The organism is Azospirillum largimobile, assembly GCF_977007025.2.
In genome coordinates this window covers 1,192,546-1,207,720 of the sequence record NZ_CDRMUA020000001.1, presented here as the reverse complement: position 1 = coordinate 1,207,720, position 15,175 = coordinate 1,192,546, and the positions used below count along the sequence as shown (strand labels likewise).

Here is a 15,175-nt window from a genome sequence, read left to right as displayed (position 1 = left end):
CCGCACCGGACCGACGACAAGGATAATCGACCATGCCGCGCCTGACCAAGTCTCCGGACTCCAAGACCACGGAATCGCTGACCGGCCAGCTGCTGATCGCCATGCCCGGAATGGAGGACCCGCGTTTCCAGCGTTCGGTCATCTATGTCTGCGCCCACAATGAAGATGGTGCGATGGGGCTGGTGGTGAATCGGCTGTTCGGGTCGATCACGTTCGAAGACCTTCTGGAACAGCTCGACATGAACATCCCGCAGCCGATGAACAACCTGCCGGTCCATTACGGCGGGCCGGTGGAATCGGGCCGCGGATTCGTCCTGCACTCCACCGACTATGTCCGTGACGGCACGCTGGTGGTGAACGACGACGTGGCGCTGACCGCCACCATCGACATCCTGCGCGCCATCTCCGAAGACCGCGGGCCGCGCCGCAACATCCTGCTGCTCGGCTATGCCGGCTGGGGGCCGGGCCAGCTGGACGCCGAATTCCAGGCCAACGGCTGGCTGAACGTGCCCTGCGACGAACAGCTCCTGTTCGACACCGATCTCGACGCCAAATGGGAACGCGCGATCGGCAAGCTGGGCGTCAGCGTCTCCATGCTGTCGGGCGAAGCCGGTCACGCCTGACCGGCCCGCTTCCGCTTACCCTTCACTCCGCCCAGCGAGCCGCCGCGGCATCGTCGCTTTCCTTCGCCTCCACCCAGCGTTCACCCTCGGGGGTGGCCTCCAGCTTCCAGAACGGCGCCTTCGTTTTCAGCCAGTCCATCAGGAAGCGGCAGGAGTCAAAGGCGGCGTCGCGATGGGCCGACGCGGTGGCGACCATCACGATACGGTCGCCCGGCTCCAGCCGGCCATGGCGGTGGATCACCAGCACGTCGTCCAGCGGCCAGCGCCTGCGCGCCTCCTCCTCGATCGCCTCCAGCTGCTTTTCGGTCATGCCGGGGTAGTGTTCCAGCGTCATGGCGCTGACCGCCTCGCCGCCGGCGATGTCGCGCACCAGCCCGACGAACATCGCTACACCGCCTACGCTGGTTCGGCCGGCGGTGAAGGCGGCATATTCGGCGCCGACGTCGAAATCCCCGGCCTGGACGCGGATCGCCATGGCGTCAGCCCCCCGTCACCGGCGGGAACAGGGCGACCTCGTCGGTCGCCGCGATGGGATGGTCGTAGGGCACATGCTCCTGGTTCACCGCCACCTTGACCACCTTACTGTTGGCCAGCGCCTCGGCATGCCGCGGGCTGCGGGTCTTCAGCCACTCGACGAGATCGCCGGCGGTGGCGACCTCCGCCGGCAGGTCCACCGTCTCCGTCGGCACGCCGATCTTGCTGCGCAGCCAGGCGAAATAGAGAATCTTCATCACGCGTCCCCTAGAGGAATTCTTTGAAAGGCACGAAGTCGACGATCATGCCGGGTTCGACCTGAGCAAGATCCTCCGGCAGTTCGATCAGGCCTTCGGAGTCGACCAGCGACGACAGGACGCCCGCCCCGTCACGCGGGTATTTGGTGGCGCAGAGCGCGCCATCCTCTCCCCTCGTCAGCGATCCGCGCAGGAACTCGCGCCGGCCCGGCTTCTTCTTGTGGGCGAAGGCGGCGCGCACCGGGATCGGCCGCGGCGTCTCGTCCATTGCCCCCATCAGCCGCAGCAGGATCGGCCGGGCGATGCGCAGGAAGGTGACCACCACCGCGACCGGATTGCCGGGAAGCCCGACGAACACGGCATCGCGGATACGGCCCAGCGCCACCGGCCTCCCCGGCTTGATCGCCAGCCGCCAGAAATCCAGCCGCCCGTTCGCCTCGACCGCCGGCTTGACGTGATCCTCCTCGCCGGTGGACATGCCGCCGGAGGTGATCAGCGCGTCATGGCCGGCCGCAGCCTCCGCCAGGGCGTCGCGGATCGCCTCGAACCGGTCGGGCAGGATGCCGAGGTCGGTGACGGCGCAGCCCAGCCGGGTCAGCAGCGCGATCAGCGCGTAGCGGTTGGCATCATAGACGGCACCCGCCTCCAGCGGCTGCCCCGGCTGCCGCAGCTCGTCGCCGGTGGAGAACACCGCCACCCGCAACCTGCAGCGCACCTCAAGCGTCGCATGGCCAAGCGAGGCGGCGAGCGCGATGTCCTCCGGCCGCAGGCGGCGTCCGGTGGCCAGCACCACCGATCCCTCGCGCACATCCTCACCCGCCAGCCGCCGGTTCACGCCGCGGCGGTTGCCGGCCGGAAGCGTGACGGTGGAACCGTCACTGCTGCGGCAGTCCTCCTGCATGAAGACGGTGTCCATGCCCTTGGGCATCGGCGCGCCGGTGAAGATGCGCACCGCCTCCCCCCGCACCGCCGGCCGGCCGAGCCATTGCCCGGCGGCGACCCGCGCGGTGACCGGCAGGACCGTGGGACCGTCGGCGGCGAGATCGTCGAAGAACACGGCATAGCCGTCCACCGCGGCGTTGTCGTGCGGCGGCACGCTGAAGGGCGCGACCAGATCGGCGGCCAGCACCCGGCCCAGCGCGCCGCTCAGCGGAACCGTTTCCGTCGCCGTCACCGGCGCGACCCGTCCAGCCAGCAGCGCAAGCGCCGGCTCCACCGCCATCATCGGCCCGCCGAAGGCGAAGCAATCATTGTCGAGTTGCACCATGGCCGCCACTCTAGTCCGTCGCGGCGCCGGCTGCGAAGAGGGAAAAGGCGTGGTTTCCGGAGCGTGGCACTTAGCCGCCGAAAAGCCCGGATATCTCCTCCACCCGCGTCAGCAGCCGGTCCGGCCGCCGCGCGGCCAGGGCGTCGCCGCGTGCATAGCCCCAGGTGACGGCGGCACATCCCATCCCGAGCTTCCGCGCCGCGTCGATGTCCCGCACCTCGTCACCGATGCCGATCGCCCGATCTGCCGGAATGCCGGTCATCTGCAGCATCTTGCGGAACTTCGCCGCCTTGCCGAACAGCGAAGCGCCGCAGCCGTAATGGGCCACCTGCTCCGCCGCGTCCGGTCCCAGGATCATCCGGATGTTCTCGACCGAATTGGAACTGACGATGGCGACGGTCACGCCCCGGTCGCTCAGCGCGCGCAGCATGTCCGGCACCCCGTCGAACAGCCGGATGCCGTCGATGTCGCGCGCCATCAGGCGGCGCATATGGTTGGCGATGAAGGGCAGCTTCCAGTTCGGGACCCGCAGGTGCCGCATGATCTGCCGCGCATCGTAGCCGCGCAGCTGCTCGACCTCGTCCGGCCGCACCTGGTTGAAGCCGTAGCGGTCGGCGACGCCGTTCAGTACGCCGATGAACCAGGGAAACGAGTCGGCCAGCGTGCCGTCGAAATCGAAGACGGCGAGCTGGTAGCCGCGGCGATCGAGCGCCTGCGGCCTGTCCAAATGTGCGATGTCCATGTCGTCCTACAAATGCAGCAGTTACCAACAGCCGCTTTGATCACCCCAATCCGCAGCGCTTCACAACGAAGGCCGCAACCGTTTCCGCGTCGTTCAGGTCCAGCACCGGAACCGGACAGCCAGGCACCGGACCGTCGCTGGCCACGGCGACGATGGTGGGATCGTCCGGCGCGATCAGTGCCTTGTCCACGTCGGCCCGCCACACTTCGATCTTCTCGTGCCGGTCGCGCTTGAAGCCCTCGATCAGCAGAAGATCCACAGGCGCCACCTTGCCGATCAGCTGCTCCAGCGTCAGTTCCGGCTCGCCGTCGCGCAGTTCGTGCATCAGGGCCCAGCGGCGGGGGGAGCTGACCAGCACCTCGGTCGCACCAGCGACGCGGTGGTTGTGGCTGTCCTTGCCGGGATGGTCGATGTCGAAGCCCTTATGGGCATGCTTGACCGTCGAGACGCGCAGGCCCCGGCCGGTCAGCGCCGGGATCAGGCGCACCATCAGCGAGGTCTTGCCGCTGCCGCTCCAGCCGGTCAGTCCGAAAATCTTCATGGCCCGAATTTCTTCCTGTCGGAAACTCTCAACCGGCGCTGCGGGCGGAACGGGCGGAACCGGGCTTCGCCGGCTGTTCGGCCATCATGTGGGTCAGTCCGGCACGCATGTAATCCCACCCGGTGTAGAAGGTCAGGGCCGCGGCGATCCACAGACCCACCGTGCCGATGATGGTCACCGGCAGTTCAGCCGGACCATAATCGCCGACGATCAGGAAGCCCAGCGCGATCATCTGGATCGTCGTCTTCCATTTGGCCAGCCAGGTCACCGGAACGCCGACATGCAGGCCGGCCAGATACTCGCGCAGGCCCGACACCAATACCTCGCGCAGCAGGATAACCACCGCCGGCAGGATCGACAGGCCGGTCAGCCGGTGAAACCCCGCCAGCATGATCAGCGTCGCCGCGACCAGCAGCTTGTCGGCAATGGGATCCAGGAACTTGCCGATCACGCTTTCCTGCGCCCAGGCGCGCGCGAGATAGCCGTCGAACCAGTCGGTGATGCAGGCGGCGGCATAGAGCGAGCAGGCGGTATAGGCGGCCCAGGCCTCCGGCACATAGAACAGCCCGACCACCACCGGGATCACCGCGATGCGCGACAGGGTCAGCAGGTTGGGCAGGCTGGTCAGCATGACGGAAAACTCGAACCGCTGGAGGATGTCGCCGCACGGCGCCCCTGAGGAAGCCGCCCGTTCGAAGGTGCCCGCATTCTAACCATCGGGATGGAAGTGATCGTATATCTTTTTCGCAACGGCACGATTGATCCCTTCCACCTCTTCAAGATCGGCCAGTCCGGCCCGCGCGACCGCCGCCCCGCTGCCGAAATGGTGCAGCAGAGCCTTCTTCCGGGCGGGGCCGATGCCCGCGATTTCGTCGATGGGCGACTTGCCGATGGCCTTCGTGCGCTTGGCCCGGTGGGTGCCGATGGCGAAGCGGTGCGCCTCGTCGCGCAGCCGCTGCAGGAAATACAGCACCGGGTCGCGCGGCTCCATCTGGAAGGGCGGGCGATTCTCCATGAAGAAGTGCTCTCGGCCCGCGTCGCGATCCGGCCCCTTGGCGATGCCGACCAGCGTCACGTCGTCGATTCCCAACTCCGCAAACACCTCCAGCGCCACGTTCAGCTGGCCCAGCCCGCCGTCGATCAGCACCAGATCGGGCCAGCTTCCCAGGCTGCGTTCCGGATCCTCCTTCACCGCCCGGCCGAATCGGCGGGTCAGCACCTCGCGCATCATGGCGAAGTCGTCGCCGGCCGCGCCCTGCTCCCGGATGTTGAACTTGCGGTAGGCGTTCTTGATGAAGCCGTCCGGCCCGGCGACGATCATCGCGCCGATCGCGTGCGCCCCCTGGATGTGGGAGTTGTCGTAGACCTCGACCCGCTCCGGCGGCGCATCCATGCCGAAGGCGGCGGCCACCCCGTCCAGCAGTCGCGCCTGGCTGGAGCTTTCGGCCAGACGCCGCCCATGCGCCTCGCGCGCATTGGTCAGGGCATGCTCGACGATCCGGCGCTTCTCGCCGCGCTTGGGCTCGGCCAGTTCCACCTTGTGCCCGGCACGAACCGCCAGCGCCTCGCTCAGCAACTCCAGTTCAGGCAGGGCGTGGCTCACCAGCACCAGCGGCGGCGCGGCCTTGTTCTCATAGAACTGGGCGATGAAGGCGGCCAAAACCTCGTCGGTTTCCGCCGCCTTGTCGTGGCTGGGGAAATAGGCCCGATTGCCGTAGTTGCGCCCGCCGCGGAAGAAGAAGACCTGGATGCAGGTCACGCCGCCCTCGGCATAGGCCGCGATGACGTCGGCATCCTCCACCACCCCCTCGACATTAATGTCCTGGTGGGCCTGGATTGCGGTCAGCGCGCGGATACGGTCGCGGTAGCGCGCCGCCGTCTCGAAATCCATGTCGTCCGAGGCGGCCATCATCCGGTCGGCGAATTCCGTCTGGATGTCGCGGCTCTTGCCCGACAGGAAGGCGCGCGCCTGGTTCACCTGGGCCTGATACTCCGCCGGGGTGACCCGGCCGACGCAGGGCGCGGTGCAGCGCTTGATCTGGTATTGCAGGCAGGGCCGCGTACGGCTGGCGAACACGGTGTCGGCGCAGTTGCGCAGCAGGAAGGCGCGCTGCAGCGCCGTGATGGTCCGGTTCACCGCCCCGGCCGAGGCGAAGGGACCGAAATAGTCGGCCTCGCGCCCGCGGGCGCCACGGTGCTTGGTCAACTGCGGATAATCGTGATCCCGGGTGATCATGATGTGCGGAAACGTCTTGTCGTCCCGCAACAGCACGTTGTACCGCGGCATCAGCTTCTTGATCAGGTTCGATTCGAGAAGCAGCGCCTCCACCTCGGTGTGGGTGTTGACGAACTCCATCGTCTCGGTCTCCGCGACCATGCGCTGGAGCCTGACCGGCAGCTTTCCCACCTGGGTGTAATTGGTCACCCGGCGCTTCAGGTTGCGCGCCTTGCCGACATACAGGACCGCCCCGTCGCCCGCGAGCATGCGGTAGACGCCGGGCGTCTGCGGCAGAGTCTTCAGATGCTCACGAATGATCTCGACGCCCCGGTCGATGTCGGCCGGGCGCCGCTTCGGCCGCGCGGCACCGCTTTCGCCGGCCGCCGCATCGGCGGAGGACATGGCGTCGGCGGCGTCTGCCGGCTCTGCGGCGACAGGAGCCTGGGGGTCGGAGGAATGCGTTTCGGACATGACCAGAATGTCGTCGAGCGGCCGGCGCGGGTCAACCGTTGGGCACAGGCAGGGAACAAATGGAGCGACTCACCCCTCCGAAAGAATATCCACGAAACCTGTGGATAAGTTTGTCGATAACGGAGGGGGTAGCACGTCCGGAGCTAGGCGCCGCAAGGGCTCCCGTGCTTCTGCCTATTTTTTGGTCATTTTCGCCAACCCATTGATTTCTTTAGGTCAGGCTCGAGTCAAGGGAGGGAATTGGCGCGTGGCCGCAAAATTGTCGCGGGGTCGCAGGCGCCTCTTGCGCGGGGTGGGGCACCTGTGTAAAACGCGCGGTCATTTTCCTGGCGGCAGGGACGCCGGGGCCATGATCCGGCCATGCCCGGCTTGGCTCAGCGCCGTTTCCGGTTTGTAACAGGCTTCTATCCGTTGGGGTCGAAGCCATGCGTCGGCTGCGCCCATCCCAGATGCTCTCCACCATCCAGCGCGATCATTTGGCCGGTCACCGCCGGAGCGGCGATCAGGAAGCGAATAGCGGCACAGATCTCCTCCGGCGTGCTGCCACGCTTGAGCGGGGTCGAGTCCCACTGGGCGGAGAACTCCTCCTCGGTCTGGCGGTCGTTGCGCAGGATTGGGCCGGGGCCGATGCCGTTCACGCGGATGCGCGGGGCGAGCGCCATTGCCATCGTGCGGGTCAGTGCCCACAACCCCATCTTGGACAGGGTGTAGGAGACGAAATGCGGAGTCGGGTTCCACACGCGCTGGTCGATGATGTTGACGATCAGACCGCCTTCGCTCTCCGGCAACCGTGAGGCGAAATCCTGCGACAGCACGAAGGGCGCCCGCAGGTTCGCCTCCATATGCGCGTCCCACGATTCGCGGGTGACGTCGGCGACCTCGTCGCGCTCGAACCGGGAAGCGTTGTTGACCAGCAGGGTCAGCGGGCCGAGTTGCTCGGTCACTGCGGGCACCAGCGCCTTCACCTCCGCCTCGCGGTCCAGGTCGGTGGCGAAGGCCATGGCCCTGCCGCCTGCCCGCCCGATCTCCGCGACGACGGCATCGGCCTCCTCGCGGGAGCTTCGGTAATGGACGGCGACGTCCCACCCCTGCCCCGCCAGATCGAGCGCGATGGCCCGCCCGATGCGCTTGCCGGCCCCAGTGACCAGGGCCGCTTTCCTCTTGATCTCGACCATGCCGCCATAGGTACCTTGCCACCGCCGCGGGTCAAGGGGGGAGAAGCAACCGGCCATGCTGCGCGAAGCGTTCGAATACCTGACCACGCCCTGCCCACCGCTGGCCCGCCGCTTCGGCTACCTGGCGGAGATGGTGGCGCTCAGCGCCCGTTACCGGCGGCAGCGGCGGGCCTGGGCACCGCATGTGGTCGCCTGCCACCGCTTCATCGAACAGGCGATCCAACGGGTGGAGCCGGGCGGCCGGGCCCTGGTCGCCGGATCCGGGCTGCTGATCGAAGTTCCCCTGGAAACACTGACCGCGCGATTCGACCAGGTGGTGCTGGTGGACATGCTGCACAGCCGGGCGGTCCGTCGCCGCGCCACCGGTCTGCCGAACGTTCACTTGGTTGAACTCGATGTCAGCGGTGCCCTCGCCCCGCTCGCCGCGGCACTCGACGGAGGCGCTCCCCTCCCCACCGGCTTCGAGCCACCGCCGATCAACGGAGAGCCCTTCCGCTTCGCCCTGTCCTGCAACCTGCTGTCCCAGCTGCCGCTTCTGCCGCTGGAGGCGGTGGAGCGCCGCGCCCCGCACACGCCGGATGCCGAGCGGCTGGCCTTCGCCCGCCGCATGGTCCAGGGCCATCTCTGCTGGTTGTCCGATATTGCCGAGCGGGCGGCTCTGTTCACGGACATCGACAGTTCCTGGCTGGACCGCGGCACCGTGATGGAGGTGGAGGAGTCGACCTGGGGCCTTCCCCTGCCCGCGCCCGACATGTCCTGGCTGTGGGACATCGCCCCGGCGCCGGAACAGGACCGCCGACAGGACCTGCGCCACAGCGTCGGCGGCTGGTTCGACGTGCATGCGGTGACGAGCGCGCTTCCGCCCTGTTGAGGAAGACCGAGACCTCACACAGCAGACGGGAGAGCGCCCATGGCCCCCAACGACCGCAAGATCGACAGCGGCAAGATCGACAGCCGCAACGCCTCCGACCGGACCGGTGGCGACCGGACCGGTGACGACCGGCCCCGCGACGACAGGAACATCGGCAACGCCACCGGACCCAGCGACAGCGGCGGCATCGACGAACGTCCGATTCCGCTCGACATCCGCGAAACGCGCGATCACCTGGACGTAGACGAAGAGATCGAGGGTTTTCAGCGCGTGATCGGTCCCGGTGCGGGTGGTCCCATCGACCAGCCCGACGAGGATTTCGGCATCCCCGGCAGCGAAGAGGCCAGCGGTCTCGGCACAGGACCGCTGCCGCCGCGCCAGCCCGATCGCCCAATGGGGCAAAGGGCAGGGCAAACGGCGGGGCAGAGGGAGGCGGCGCCCGATGATCGGATCATCTCCGATCGCAATGTCGCTGTGGATGGAGCCAGGGACGACAAATAATCGGGCAGGCGAACTGTTGTCGAAGGTTGACCGACCATAGCCTGCGACAATAGTTCGCACCTCCGTTAATTGGGGAAGCTGATACGGAAAACGTCAGGCGGCATTGCGTGGACCGCGCTTCTTAGGGCAACGGCTCTGCCCTATCTTAAGCCTCACAAGGCAAACAAATTCCAAGGGAGTGGACGTCTCTCACCTCACGTGGAGATTCCCAGAGCCATGAACACGCTTTTCAATGAAGTTCGCGATCCTCGCAGCCACGAAGAAATCATGCTGGCGGCCCGCCAGATGCGCGCCGACTACCTGCGCGAACTGTTCGGCAAGCTGCGCGCCACCCTGTCCGGCGACCGTGACCATCACGGTCCGGCGGCGCTGAGCCCGAGCGCGCGCTGACCGATAAACCCGCCCGGCAGCGGGTTCGGGAAGGTCCAGCCATACGTGAAGAGAACGGCACTGCGCGACGCCGCGCGGTGCCGTTCTTCATTTCAGGCCGTTCCATTTCAAGCAATAGGGGAGTCGGCGCTCAGGCCCGCTCCGACCCCGGTGCGCCGGTGCTCCACAGCAGCCCCAGCACCAGACCCTTGCAGCGCGGCAGCAGGATCAGCGTCAGCACAAGGGTCAGCAACGGCCACACCGCCAGATGCACCCAGGTCGGTGGTTCGTAGCTCTGTTCGACCGACAGCAGGGCCGGGATGACGATGTGCCCGACGATCAGGATCGTCATCCAGGGCGGCGCGTCGTCGGCGCGCAGATGCCCATAGGCCTCGCCGCAGGCGGCGCAGCGATCGACCGGCTTCAGGAAGTTCCGCAGCAGCCGGCCTTGCCCGCAATTGGGGCAGCAGCCGATCAGTCCGCGGAAGGAGGCGAGAAACTTCGACGGGGCCGCTTCGGTTCCAACGGTCATGACCACTCCTTCCGTGCTGCGGACAATATAGCCTCTTGCCCGCCAAACCACACCCCCGATTGCGGGCGGGTCGGCCATGCCAAGTTGCTTCCCGTCGGAATCGAAGCTTTTTCAAGCCGTTCTTATCGCACGTCCCGCCTCGTGGTATGACGGCACGGACCGTCTGCGGCTGCGTAGGGACATGTTCGATCGAACATCGGATGGAACAGTGAAACAGTCTCCGGACTATGGTTCACAGCGTTTCAAATGTTCCATCTCCGGCCGCCGGTGCCCCGCTGCCGAGTTGACGGCGGAGCCGCCGCGGTCTAGGGGAAGGCCTTCCGTGTCCAGGAGATCCGCAGCCATGTCCTTCACCCGTCTGTTGTGCGCCGCCGCGGCACTCGCCGCCTTCGTCGGTCCGTTCGCCGCCCCGGTCGAGGCGCTGGCGCAGAGCAAGACCGTCGCCATCACCGCCATCGTCCAGCACCCGGCGCTCGACGCGACGCGTGACGGCGTGGTGGAGGCGCTGAAGGAGGCCGGCTTCGTCCAGGGCCAGAACCTGAAGGTCGAATACCAGAGCGCGCAGGGCAACCCGGCCACCGCCGCCCAGATCGCCCGCCAGTTCGCCGGATCGCGGCCCGACGTGATCGTGCCGATCTCCACCCCCTCGGCCCAGGCGGTGGCGGCGGCGACCCGCGACATCCCGGTGGTCTTCACCGCGGTGACCGATCCGATTTCGGCCCAGATGGTGAAGTCGATGGACAAGCCCGGCGCCAACATCACCGGCCTGTCCGACATGGCCCCGGTGGCCGAGCATGTCGCGCTGATCCGCGAGATCGTTCCGCAGGCCAAGCGGATCGGCGTGCTCTACAACCCCGGTGAACCGAATTCCGTCGTGCTGATCAAGGCGCTGAAGGACGAGGCGGCGAAGGCCGGCTTGACGGTGGTCGAGGCCTCTGTCCCGAAATCGTCGGATGCCCAGCCGGCGGTGCGCAGCCTCGTCGGCAAGGCCGATGCCGTCTACATCCCGCTGGACAACACGGTCGTCTCGGCTCTGGAGAGCGTGATCGCGGTCGGCCAGCAGGCCAAGCTGCCGATCTTCTCCGCCGACACCGACAGCGTCGCCCGCGGCACGGTGGCCTCCATCGGCTTCGACTATTTCCAGGTCGGCAAGCAGACCGGCGCCATCGTCGCCCGCGTCCTGAAGGGCGAGAAGCCCGGCGACCTGCCGGTGGCCCTCGCCAAGGGCACCGACCTGTTCGTCAACCCCAAGTCCGCCGCCGCCATGGGCGTCACCCTGCCCGAGGCGGTGGTGAAGCGCGCGACGAAGGTGGTCGGGCAGTAAGGCTGCTGGCTCCGAATGCCCCCACCCTAACCCTCCCCCGCTGGGCGGAGGAGGGAACTCTGCCGAACGCCGACAAGCATCCTGCCCCCTCCCCCGCCCAGCTCTCGCACAAAGCTGCGCTTTGTGCTGACGCGACAGGCGGACCGAAGGTCCGCTGAGAGCGGGGGGAGGGTCGGGGTGGGGGCAAGTGCCTGCACCTACACAAAAGCACCGCAATGACCGAAATCGCCCTCTTCGGCGCCATCGAGATCGGCCTCGTCTATGCGCTGGTCGCCATCGGCGTCTATCTGTCCTTCCGCATCCTGGACTTCCCCGACCTCACGGTCGACGGAAGCTTCCCGCTGGGCGCGGCCGTCTGTGCGGTGCTGCTGATCGCCGGGGTCAATCCCTGGCTTGCCAGCCTTGCCGCGGCGCTGGCCGGCGCGGTCGCCGGGCTGGTCACGGCGACGCTGAACGTACGCTTCAAGATCCTGCACCTGCTCGCCAGCATCCTGACGATGATCGCGCTGTTCTCCGTCAATCTGCGGGTGATGGGGCGGCCGAACGTGGCGCTGCTGATGCAGGACACGGTGCTGACGCCCTTCTATGGGCTCGGGATTCCAGACCATATCGTCCGGCCGCTGGTGGTCGGCCTCATCGTGGCGGTGGTGGTCCTGCTGCTGGCCCGCTTCCTGGCGAGCGAGTTCGGGCTGGCGATGCGGGCGACTGGCGTGAATGCCCGGATGGCGCGTGCCCAGGGCGTTGACACCGACGCCCATGTCTATGCCGGCATCGCGCTGTCCAATGGACTGACCGGCCTTGCCGGCGCGCTGTTCGCGCAGACCAACGGCTTCGCCGACGTCACCACCGGCATCGGCACCATCGTGGTCGGTCTGGCCGCGGTGATCGTCGGCGAGACGGTGCTGCCCGCCCGCGCCCTGGCGCTGGCGCTGATCGGCTGCGTTGCCGGGTCGATCCTCTACCGCCTGGCGGTGCAGGTGGCCCTGTCGGCCGACAGCATCGGCCTGCAGGCCTCCGACCTCAATCTGGTGACTGCGGTGCTGGTCGCCGTCGCTTTGATCCTGCCGCGCCTGAAGGCCAAGGCATCACGCAGTGCACGAGTAGCCAAATGATCGTCGTCGAGGACATCCACGTCACCTTCGGTCGCGGCACGCCGCTGGAGAAGCACGCGCTGCGCGGCATCGACCTGACCATCCCTGAGGGCGAGTTCGTCACCGTCATCGGCTCCAACGGGGCCGGCAAGTCGACCTTCCTCGGCTCGCTGGCCGGTGACGTGCTGGCGGAGCAGGGGCGCATCTCCATCGACGGCACCGACGTCACCCGCTGGGACACGCCGCGCCGCGCCGGGCTGGTCGCCCGCGTCTTCCAGGACCCGATGGCGGGCAGCTGTGCCGCCCTGACCATCGAGGAGAACATGGCGCTCGCCGCTGCCCGCGGGCGCCGCCGCGGCCTGGGTCTGGCGCTGGGCAGCGACCGGCGCAAGAGCTTCCGCGACCGCATCGCCGCGCTCGGCCTCGGGCTGGAGAACCGGCTGCACGACCGCATGGGCCTGCTGTCGGGCGGCCAGCGCCAGGCGGTCAGCCTGCTGATGGCGACGCTCGCCGGCTCCAAGATCCTGCTGCTGGACGAGCACACCGCCGCCCTCGATCCCGCCACCGCCGACTTCGTGCTGGACCTGACCCGGCGCATCGTCCGCGACAACCGGCTGACCACGCTGATGGTCACCCATTCCATGCGGCAGGCGCTGGACTATGGCGACCGCACGCTGATGCTGCACGAGGGCCGCGTCGTGCTGGACGTGGCCGGCGACGAGCGCGCCGGCCTGGACGTCCCGCACCTGCTGGCGCTGTTCGCCAAGCAGCGCGGCGGAATGGAGATCAGCGACGACAGTCTGCTGATCGGTTAGGCCTTGGCCTTCGACCTGGCTTCGCCGTCCACGTCGTCTTCCCGGTCCGCCTCGAACAGCGACAGAAGCTCCGCGGCGGCATCGCGGGAACTTTGGATCAGCTTGGTCTCGTCATTATGGACGGCATGCTGGCGGACCAGGGTGCGTTCGTCATGGGCGCGGAAGGTCTCGAGCGTCCGCGTCACCTCCCCTTCCGCCAACCCCATCTGGCGCAGCACATCACCAGTCAGGCGCAGGCTGGAATCGAAGGTCTCGCGCACGATGTGGGTGACGCCGCGGTCCATCAGGTGGTGGACATGGCGGCGGTTGCGGGCGCGGGCAAAGATGGTCAGGTTGGGGAAATGGCGCGTCGCCATCTCCACCACGCGCAACGACTGCTCCATGTCGTCCAGCGCAATCACCAGGACCTTGGCCTTCTCCGCCCCGGCGGCGCGGAGAAGCTCCACCCGGGTCGGATCGCCGTAATAGGCCTGGCTGCCGAACTTGCGGACGAAATCCACCTGGGCGGCGCTTTGCTCCAGCGCGGTGAAGGGAATGCCGCGCATCCGCAGCACGCGGCCGACCACCTGCCCCACCCGGCCAAAGCCGCAGATGATGACCCGCGGGTTGTCGTCGGGCAAGGCATCGAATGGCCGTTTGGGCTTCGCCGTCATCAGGCGCGGGGCGAGCCAGCGCTCTTCCGCCGCAAACAGGAAGGGGGTGGCCAGCATGGACAGGGTGACCACCAGCATGGCCCCCGAGGCCTGTTCCCCGGCCATCGTCCCACCGGCGACCGCCAGCCCGAACAGCACGAACCCGAACTCGCCGCCCTGGCTCAGCACCGTCGCCATTCGCATCGCACCGGCCCACGGCACCCCGGCGATGCGGGCGAGCACCATCATCACCAGCCCCTTCACCAGCAGCAGCACCAGGGCGAGGCCGAGGAAGCGGATCGGGTGCTCGAGCAAGGCCGGGATGTCGGCGCCCATCCCCACCGAAACGAAAAACAGGCCGAGCAGCAGGCCTTCGAACGGCTCGATATCCGCCTGCACCTCGTGCCGGTATTCGGAGTCGGACAGCAACACGCCGGCCATGAAGGCGCCCAGCGACATGGACAGCCCGGCCTCCTGGATCAGCACGGCGGTGCCGATGACGATCAGCAGGGCGGTGGCGGTGAAGATCTCCGGAGCCCCCGCCCGGTCGACGGCGCGGAAGATCGGGCGCAGCAGATAGCGCCCGCCGATCAGCACCACGACGACGGCGACCGCCGCCTTGCCGACCGCCAGCCATGCTCCGCCTGCCTGGGGCACGGTCCCGTTGCCCAGCAGGGGCAACAGCGCCACAGCCGGGATGATGGCGAGGTCCTGGAACAGCAACACGGAGAAGGCATTGCGCCCCGACTGGTTGGCAAGCAACCCGCGCTCCGCCATCATCGGCAGGGCCATGGCGGTGGAGGACAGGGCGAAGCCGAAGCCCAGCACCACCGCCGTCGGCCAAGCCAGACCCAGGCCCCAGCCGCACAATCCCGCGATTACGGCGCCGGTGACCGCAACCTGCGCCCCGCCCAGCCCCAGCACCGATTTGCGCATCACCCACAAGCGGGCCGGCCTCAACTCCAGCCCGATCAGGAACAGCAGCATCACGACGCCGAGTTCCGAGGCATGGGCGATCGCCGACACATTGGTGACCAGCCCCAAACCTGCCGGCCCCACGGCCAGACCGGCGGCGAGATAGCCGAGCGGCGCACCGAATCCGAACCTTTTTGCCACCGGCACCGCGACCACCATCGCCGCCAGCAGCACAACCAACGTCACCAGTTCCGCCATAGCCCCCGCCGTCCGTCTGTCATCGGGGGACTATGGCGCGATTGCCGGGGCAGGCACCAGACACTTAACTGTCAGCCCGGCTATACCTTGTGTCTATTG

The 15,175-nt window shown here is 67.6% G+C and carries 17 protein-coding genes; 7 read left to right on the top strand and 10 right to left on the bottom strand.

What is annotated here, in order from left to right; genetic code table 11:
- The first annotated feature begins 32 nt into the window (after positions 1 to 32).
- The gene (locus ACWPKK_RS05635) at positions 33 to 623 is read left to right on the top strand and encodes a YqgE/AlgH family protein (RefSeq protein WP_149221674.1); all 591 of its coding nucleotides are present in this window, start codon (positions 33 to 35) and stop codon (positions 621 to 623) included.
- 22 nt (positions 624 to 645) lie between these two features.
- Here the strand turns inward: ACWPKK_RS05635 and moaE are convergent, their stop codons facing one another.
- The 8 genes from moaE to ACWPKK_RS05595 form a co-directional block, all read right to left on the bottom strand.
- Positions 646 to 1,098 (bottom strand): molybdopterin synthase catalytic subunit MoaE, encoded by a 453-nt coding sequence (gene moaE, locus ACWPKK_RS05630; RefSeq protein WP_452001606.1) that lies wholly within the window; start codon positions 1,096 to 1,098, stop codon positions 646 to 648.
- 4 nt (positions 1,099 to 1,102) lie between these two features.
- Positions 1,103 to 1,354 (bottom strand): molybdopterin converting factor subunit 1, encoded by a 252-nt coding sequence (gene moaD, locus ACWPKK_RS05625; RefSeq protein ID WP_149221676.1) that lies wholly within the window; start codon positions 1,352 to 1,354, stop codon positions 1,103 to 1,105.
- Between the two features lie 10 nt (positions 1,355 to 1,364).
- Complete coding sequence (gene moeA, locus ACWPKK_RS05620) at positions 1,365 to 2,621, bottom strand: molybdopterin molybdotransferase MoeA (protein ID WP_452001604.1); 1,257 nt, start codon at positions 2,619 to 2,621, stop codon at positions 1,365 to 1,367.
- A gap of 70 nt (positions 2,622 to 2,691) precedes the next feature.
- On the bottom strand, positions 2,692 to 3,363 hold the full coding sequence (locus tag ACWPKK_RS05615; protein ID WP_452001602.1) for an HAD hydrolase-like protein: 672 nt from the start codon (positions 3,361 to 3,363) through the stop codon (positions 2,692 to 2,694).
- 40 nt (positions 3,364 to 3,403) lie between these two features.
- Positions 3,404 to 3,904, bottom strand: coding sequence for a molybdopterin-guanine dinucleotide biosynthesis protein B (gene mobB / locus ACWPKK_RS05610; RefSeq protein ID WP_452001600.1), 501 nt, complete (start codon positions 3,902 to 3,904; stop codon positions 3,404 to 3,406).
- Positions 3,905 to 3,932: 28 nt separating this feature from the next.
- Entirely contained in the window at positions 3,933 to 4,535 is a 603-nt protein-coding gene (pgsA, locus tag ACWPKK_RS05605) for a CDP-diacylglycerol--glycerol-3-phosphate 3-phosphatidyltransferase (RefSeq protein WP_014247629.1), read from the bottom strand.
- Between the two features lie 78 nt (positions 4,536 to 4,613).
- A complete protein-coding gene (uvrC, locus tag ACWPKK_RS05600) occupies positions 4,614 to 6,593 on the bottom strand; it encodes an excinuclease ABC subunit UvrC (RefSeq protein WP_452001598.1) in 1,980 nt (659 codons plus the stop codon).
- A 404-nt stretch (positions 6,594 to 6,997) separates the two neighbouring features.
- Positions 6,998 to 7,768, bottom strand: a complete 771-nt coding sequence (locus ACWPKK_RS05595) for an SDR family oxidoreductase (RefSeq protein WP_452001596.1) — start codon at positions 7,766 to 7,768, stop codon at positions 6,998 to 7,000.
- Positions 7,769 to 7,823: 55 nt separating this feature from the next.
- On the opposite strand from ACWPKK_RS05595, the gene ACWPKK_RS05590 reads away from it, so the two are divergent.
- The 3 genes from ACWPKK_RS05590 (at position 7,824) to ACWPKK_RS05580 (ending at position 9,530) form a co-directional block, all read left to right on the top strand.
- Positions 7,824 to 8,639, top strand: a complete 816-nt coding sequence (locus ACWPKK_RS05590) for a hypothetical protein (RefSeq protein WP_452001595.1) — start codon at positions 7,824 to 7,826, stop codon at positions 8,637 to 8,639.
- A gap of 39 nt (positions 8,640 to 8,678) precedes the next feature.
- Positions 8,679 to 9,140, top strand: coding sequence for a hypothetical protein (locus ACWPKK_RS05585; RefSeq protein WP_452001594.1), 462 nt, complete (start codon positions 8,679 to 8,681; stop codon positions 9,138 to 9,140).
- Positions 9,141 to 9,356: 216 nt separating this feature from the next.
- A complete protein-coding gene (locus tag ACWPKK_RS05580; protein WP_188092214.1) occupies positions 9,357 to 9,530 on the top strand; it encodes an RSP_7527 family protein in 174 nt (57 codons plus the stop codon).
- A 130-nt stretch (positions 9,531 to 9,660) separates the two neighbouring features.
- On the opposite strand, the gene ACWPKK_RS05575 is transcribed toward ACWPKK_RS05580, so the two are convergent.
- Positions 9,661 to 10,041 carry a DUF983 domain-containing protein gene (locus tag ACWPKK_RS05575; RefSeq protein ID WP_324872043.1) on the bottom strand — a complete coding sequence of 127 codons (381 nt, stop codon included), beginning with the start codon at positions 10,039 to 10,041 and terminating at the stop codon, positions 9,661 to 9,663.
- A 343-nt stretch (positions 10,042 to 10,384) separates the two neighbouring features.
- On the opposite strand from ACWPKK_RS05575, the gene ACWPKK_RS05570 reads away from it, so the two are divergent.
- The 3 genes from ACWPKK_RS05570 to ACWPKK_RS05560 all read left to right on the top strand — a co-directional run bounded on the left by ACWPKK_RS05570 (position 10,385) and on the right by ACWPKK_RS05560 (position 13,271).
- Positions 10,385 to 11,365, top strand: a complete 981-nt coding sequence (locus tag ACWPKK_RS05570; RefSeq protein WP_452001592.1) for an ABC transporter substrate-binding protein — start codon at positions 10,385 to 10,387, stop codon at positions 11,363 to 11,365.
- A gap of 215 nt (positions 11,366 to 11,580) precedes the next feature.
- Entirely contained in the window at positions 11,581 to 12,477 is an 897-nt protein-coding gene (locus ACWPKK_RS05565) for an ABC transporter permease (protein WP_452001591.1), read from the top strand.
- Positions 12,474 to 13,271, top strand: coding sequence for an ABC transporter ATP-binding protein (locus tag ACWPKK_RS05560; RefSeq protein WP_452001590.1), 798 nt, complete (start codon positions 12,474 to 12,476; stop codon positions 13,269 to 13,271). Before ACWPKK_RS05565 ends, ACWPKK_RS05560 begins: the two co-directional genes overlap by 4 nt.
- Here the strand turns inward: ACWPKK_RS05560 and ACWPKK_RS05555 are convergent.
- Positions 13,268 to 15,076 carry a monovalent cation:proton antiporter-2 (CPA2) family protein gene (locus tag ACWPKK_RS05555; protein WP_452001587.1) on the bottom strand — a complete coding sequence of 603 codons (1,809 nt, stop codon included), beginning with the start codon at positions 15,074 to 15,076 and terminating at the stop codon, positions 13,268 to 13,270. The two genes, ACWPKK_RS05560 and ACWPKK_RS05555, sit on opposite strands and share 4 nt — an antisense overlap.
- Between the last annotated feature and the right edge of the window lie 99 nt (positions 15,077 to 15,175).

Bases quoted from the DNA above. Each gene is read 5' to 3' on its own strand.
- uvrC (WP_452001598.1), bottom strand. From the start codon at position 6,593: ATGTCCGAAACGCATTCCTCCGACCCCCAGGCTCCTGTCGCCGCAGAG.
- ACWPKK_RS05635 (WP_149221674.1), top strand. From the start codon at position 33: ATGCCGCGCCTGACCAAGTCTCCGGACTCCAAGACCACGGAATCGCTG.
- ACWPKK_RS05615 (WP_452001602.1), bottom strand. From the start codon at position 3,363: ATGGACATCGCACATTTGGACAGGCCGCAGGCGCTCGATCGCCGCGGC.
- ACWPKK_RS05590 (WP_452001595.1), top strand. From the start codon at position 7,824: ATGCTGCGCGAAGCGTTCGAATACCTGACCACGCCCTGCCCACCGCTG.
- moaE (WP_452001606.1), bottom strand. From the start codon at position 1,098: ATGGCGATCCGCGTCCAGGCCGGGGATTTCGACGTCGGCGCCGAATAT.
- ACWPKK_RS05570 (WP_452001592.1), top strand. From the start codon at position 10,385: ATGTCCTTCACCCGTCTGTTGTGCGCCGCCGCGGCACTCGCCGCCTTC.
- ACWPKK_RS05560 (WP_452001590.1), top strand. From the start codon at position 12,474: ATGATCGTCGTCGAGGACATCCACGTCACCTTCGGTCGCGGCACGCCG.
- moaD (WP_149221676.1), bottom strand. From the start codon at position 1,354: ATGAAGATTCTCTATTTCGCCTGGCTGCGCAGCAAGATCGGCGTGCCG.
- pgsA (WP_014247629.1), bottom strand. From the start codon at position 4,535: ATGCTGACCAGCCTGCCCAACCTGCTGACCCTGTCGCGCATCGCGGTG.
- ACWPKK_RS05580 (WP_188092214.1), top strand. From the start codon at position 9,357: ATGAACACGCTTTTCAATGAAGTTCGCGATCCTCGCAGCCACGAAGAA.
- moeA (WP_452001604.1), bottom strand. From the start codon at position 2,621: ATGGTGCAACTCGACAATGATTGCTTCGCCTTCGGCGGGCCGATGATG.
- ACWPKK_RS05575 (WP_324872043.1), bottom strand. From the start codon at position 10,041: ATGACCGTTGGAACCGAAGCGGCCCCGTCGAAGTTTCTCGCCTCCTTC.
- ACWPKK_RS05585 (WP_452001594.1), top strand. From the start codon at position 8,679: ATGGCCCCCAACGACCGCAAGATCGACAGCGGCAAGATCGACAGCCGC.
- ACWPKK_RS05565 (WP_452001591.1), top strand. From the start codon at position 11,581: ATGACCGAAATCGCCCTCTTCGGCGCCATCGAGATCGGCCTCGTCTAT.
- ACWPKK_RS05555 (WP_452001587.1), bottom strand. From the start codon at position 15,076: ATGGCGGAACTGGTGACGTTGGTTGTGCTGCTGGCGGCGATGGTGGTC.
- ACWPKK_RS05595 (WP_452001596.1), bottom strand. From the start codon at position 7,768: ATGGTCGAGATCAAGAGGAAAGCGGCCCTGGTCACTGGGGCCGGCAAG.
- mobB (WP_452001600.1), bottom strand. From the start codon at position 3,904: ATGAAGATTTTCGGACTGACCGGCTGGAGCGGCAGCGGCAAGACCTCG.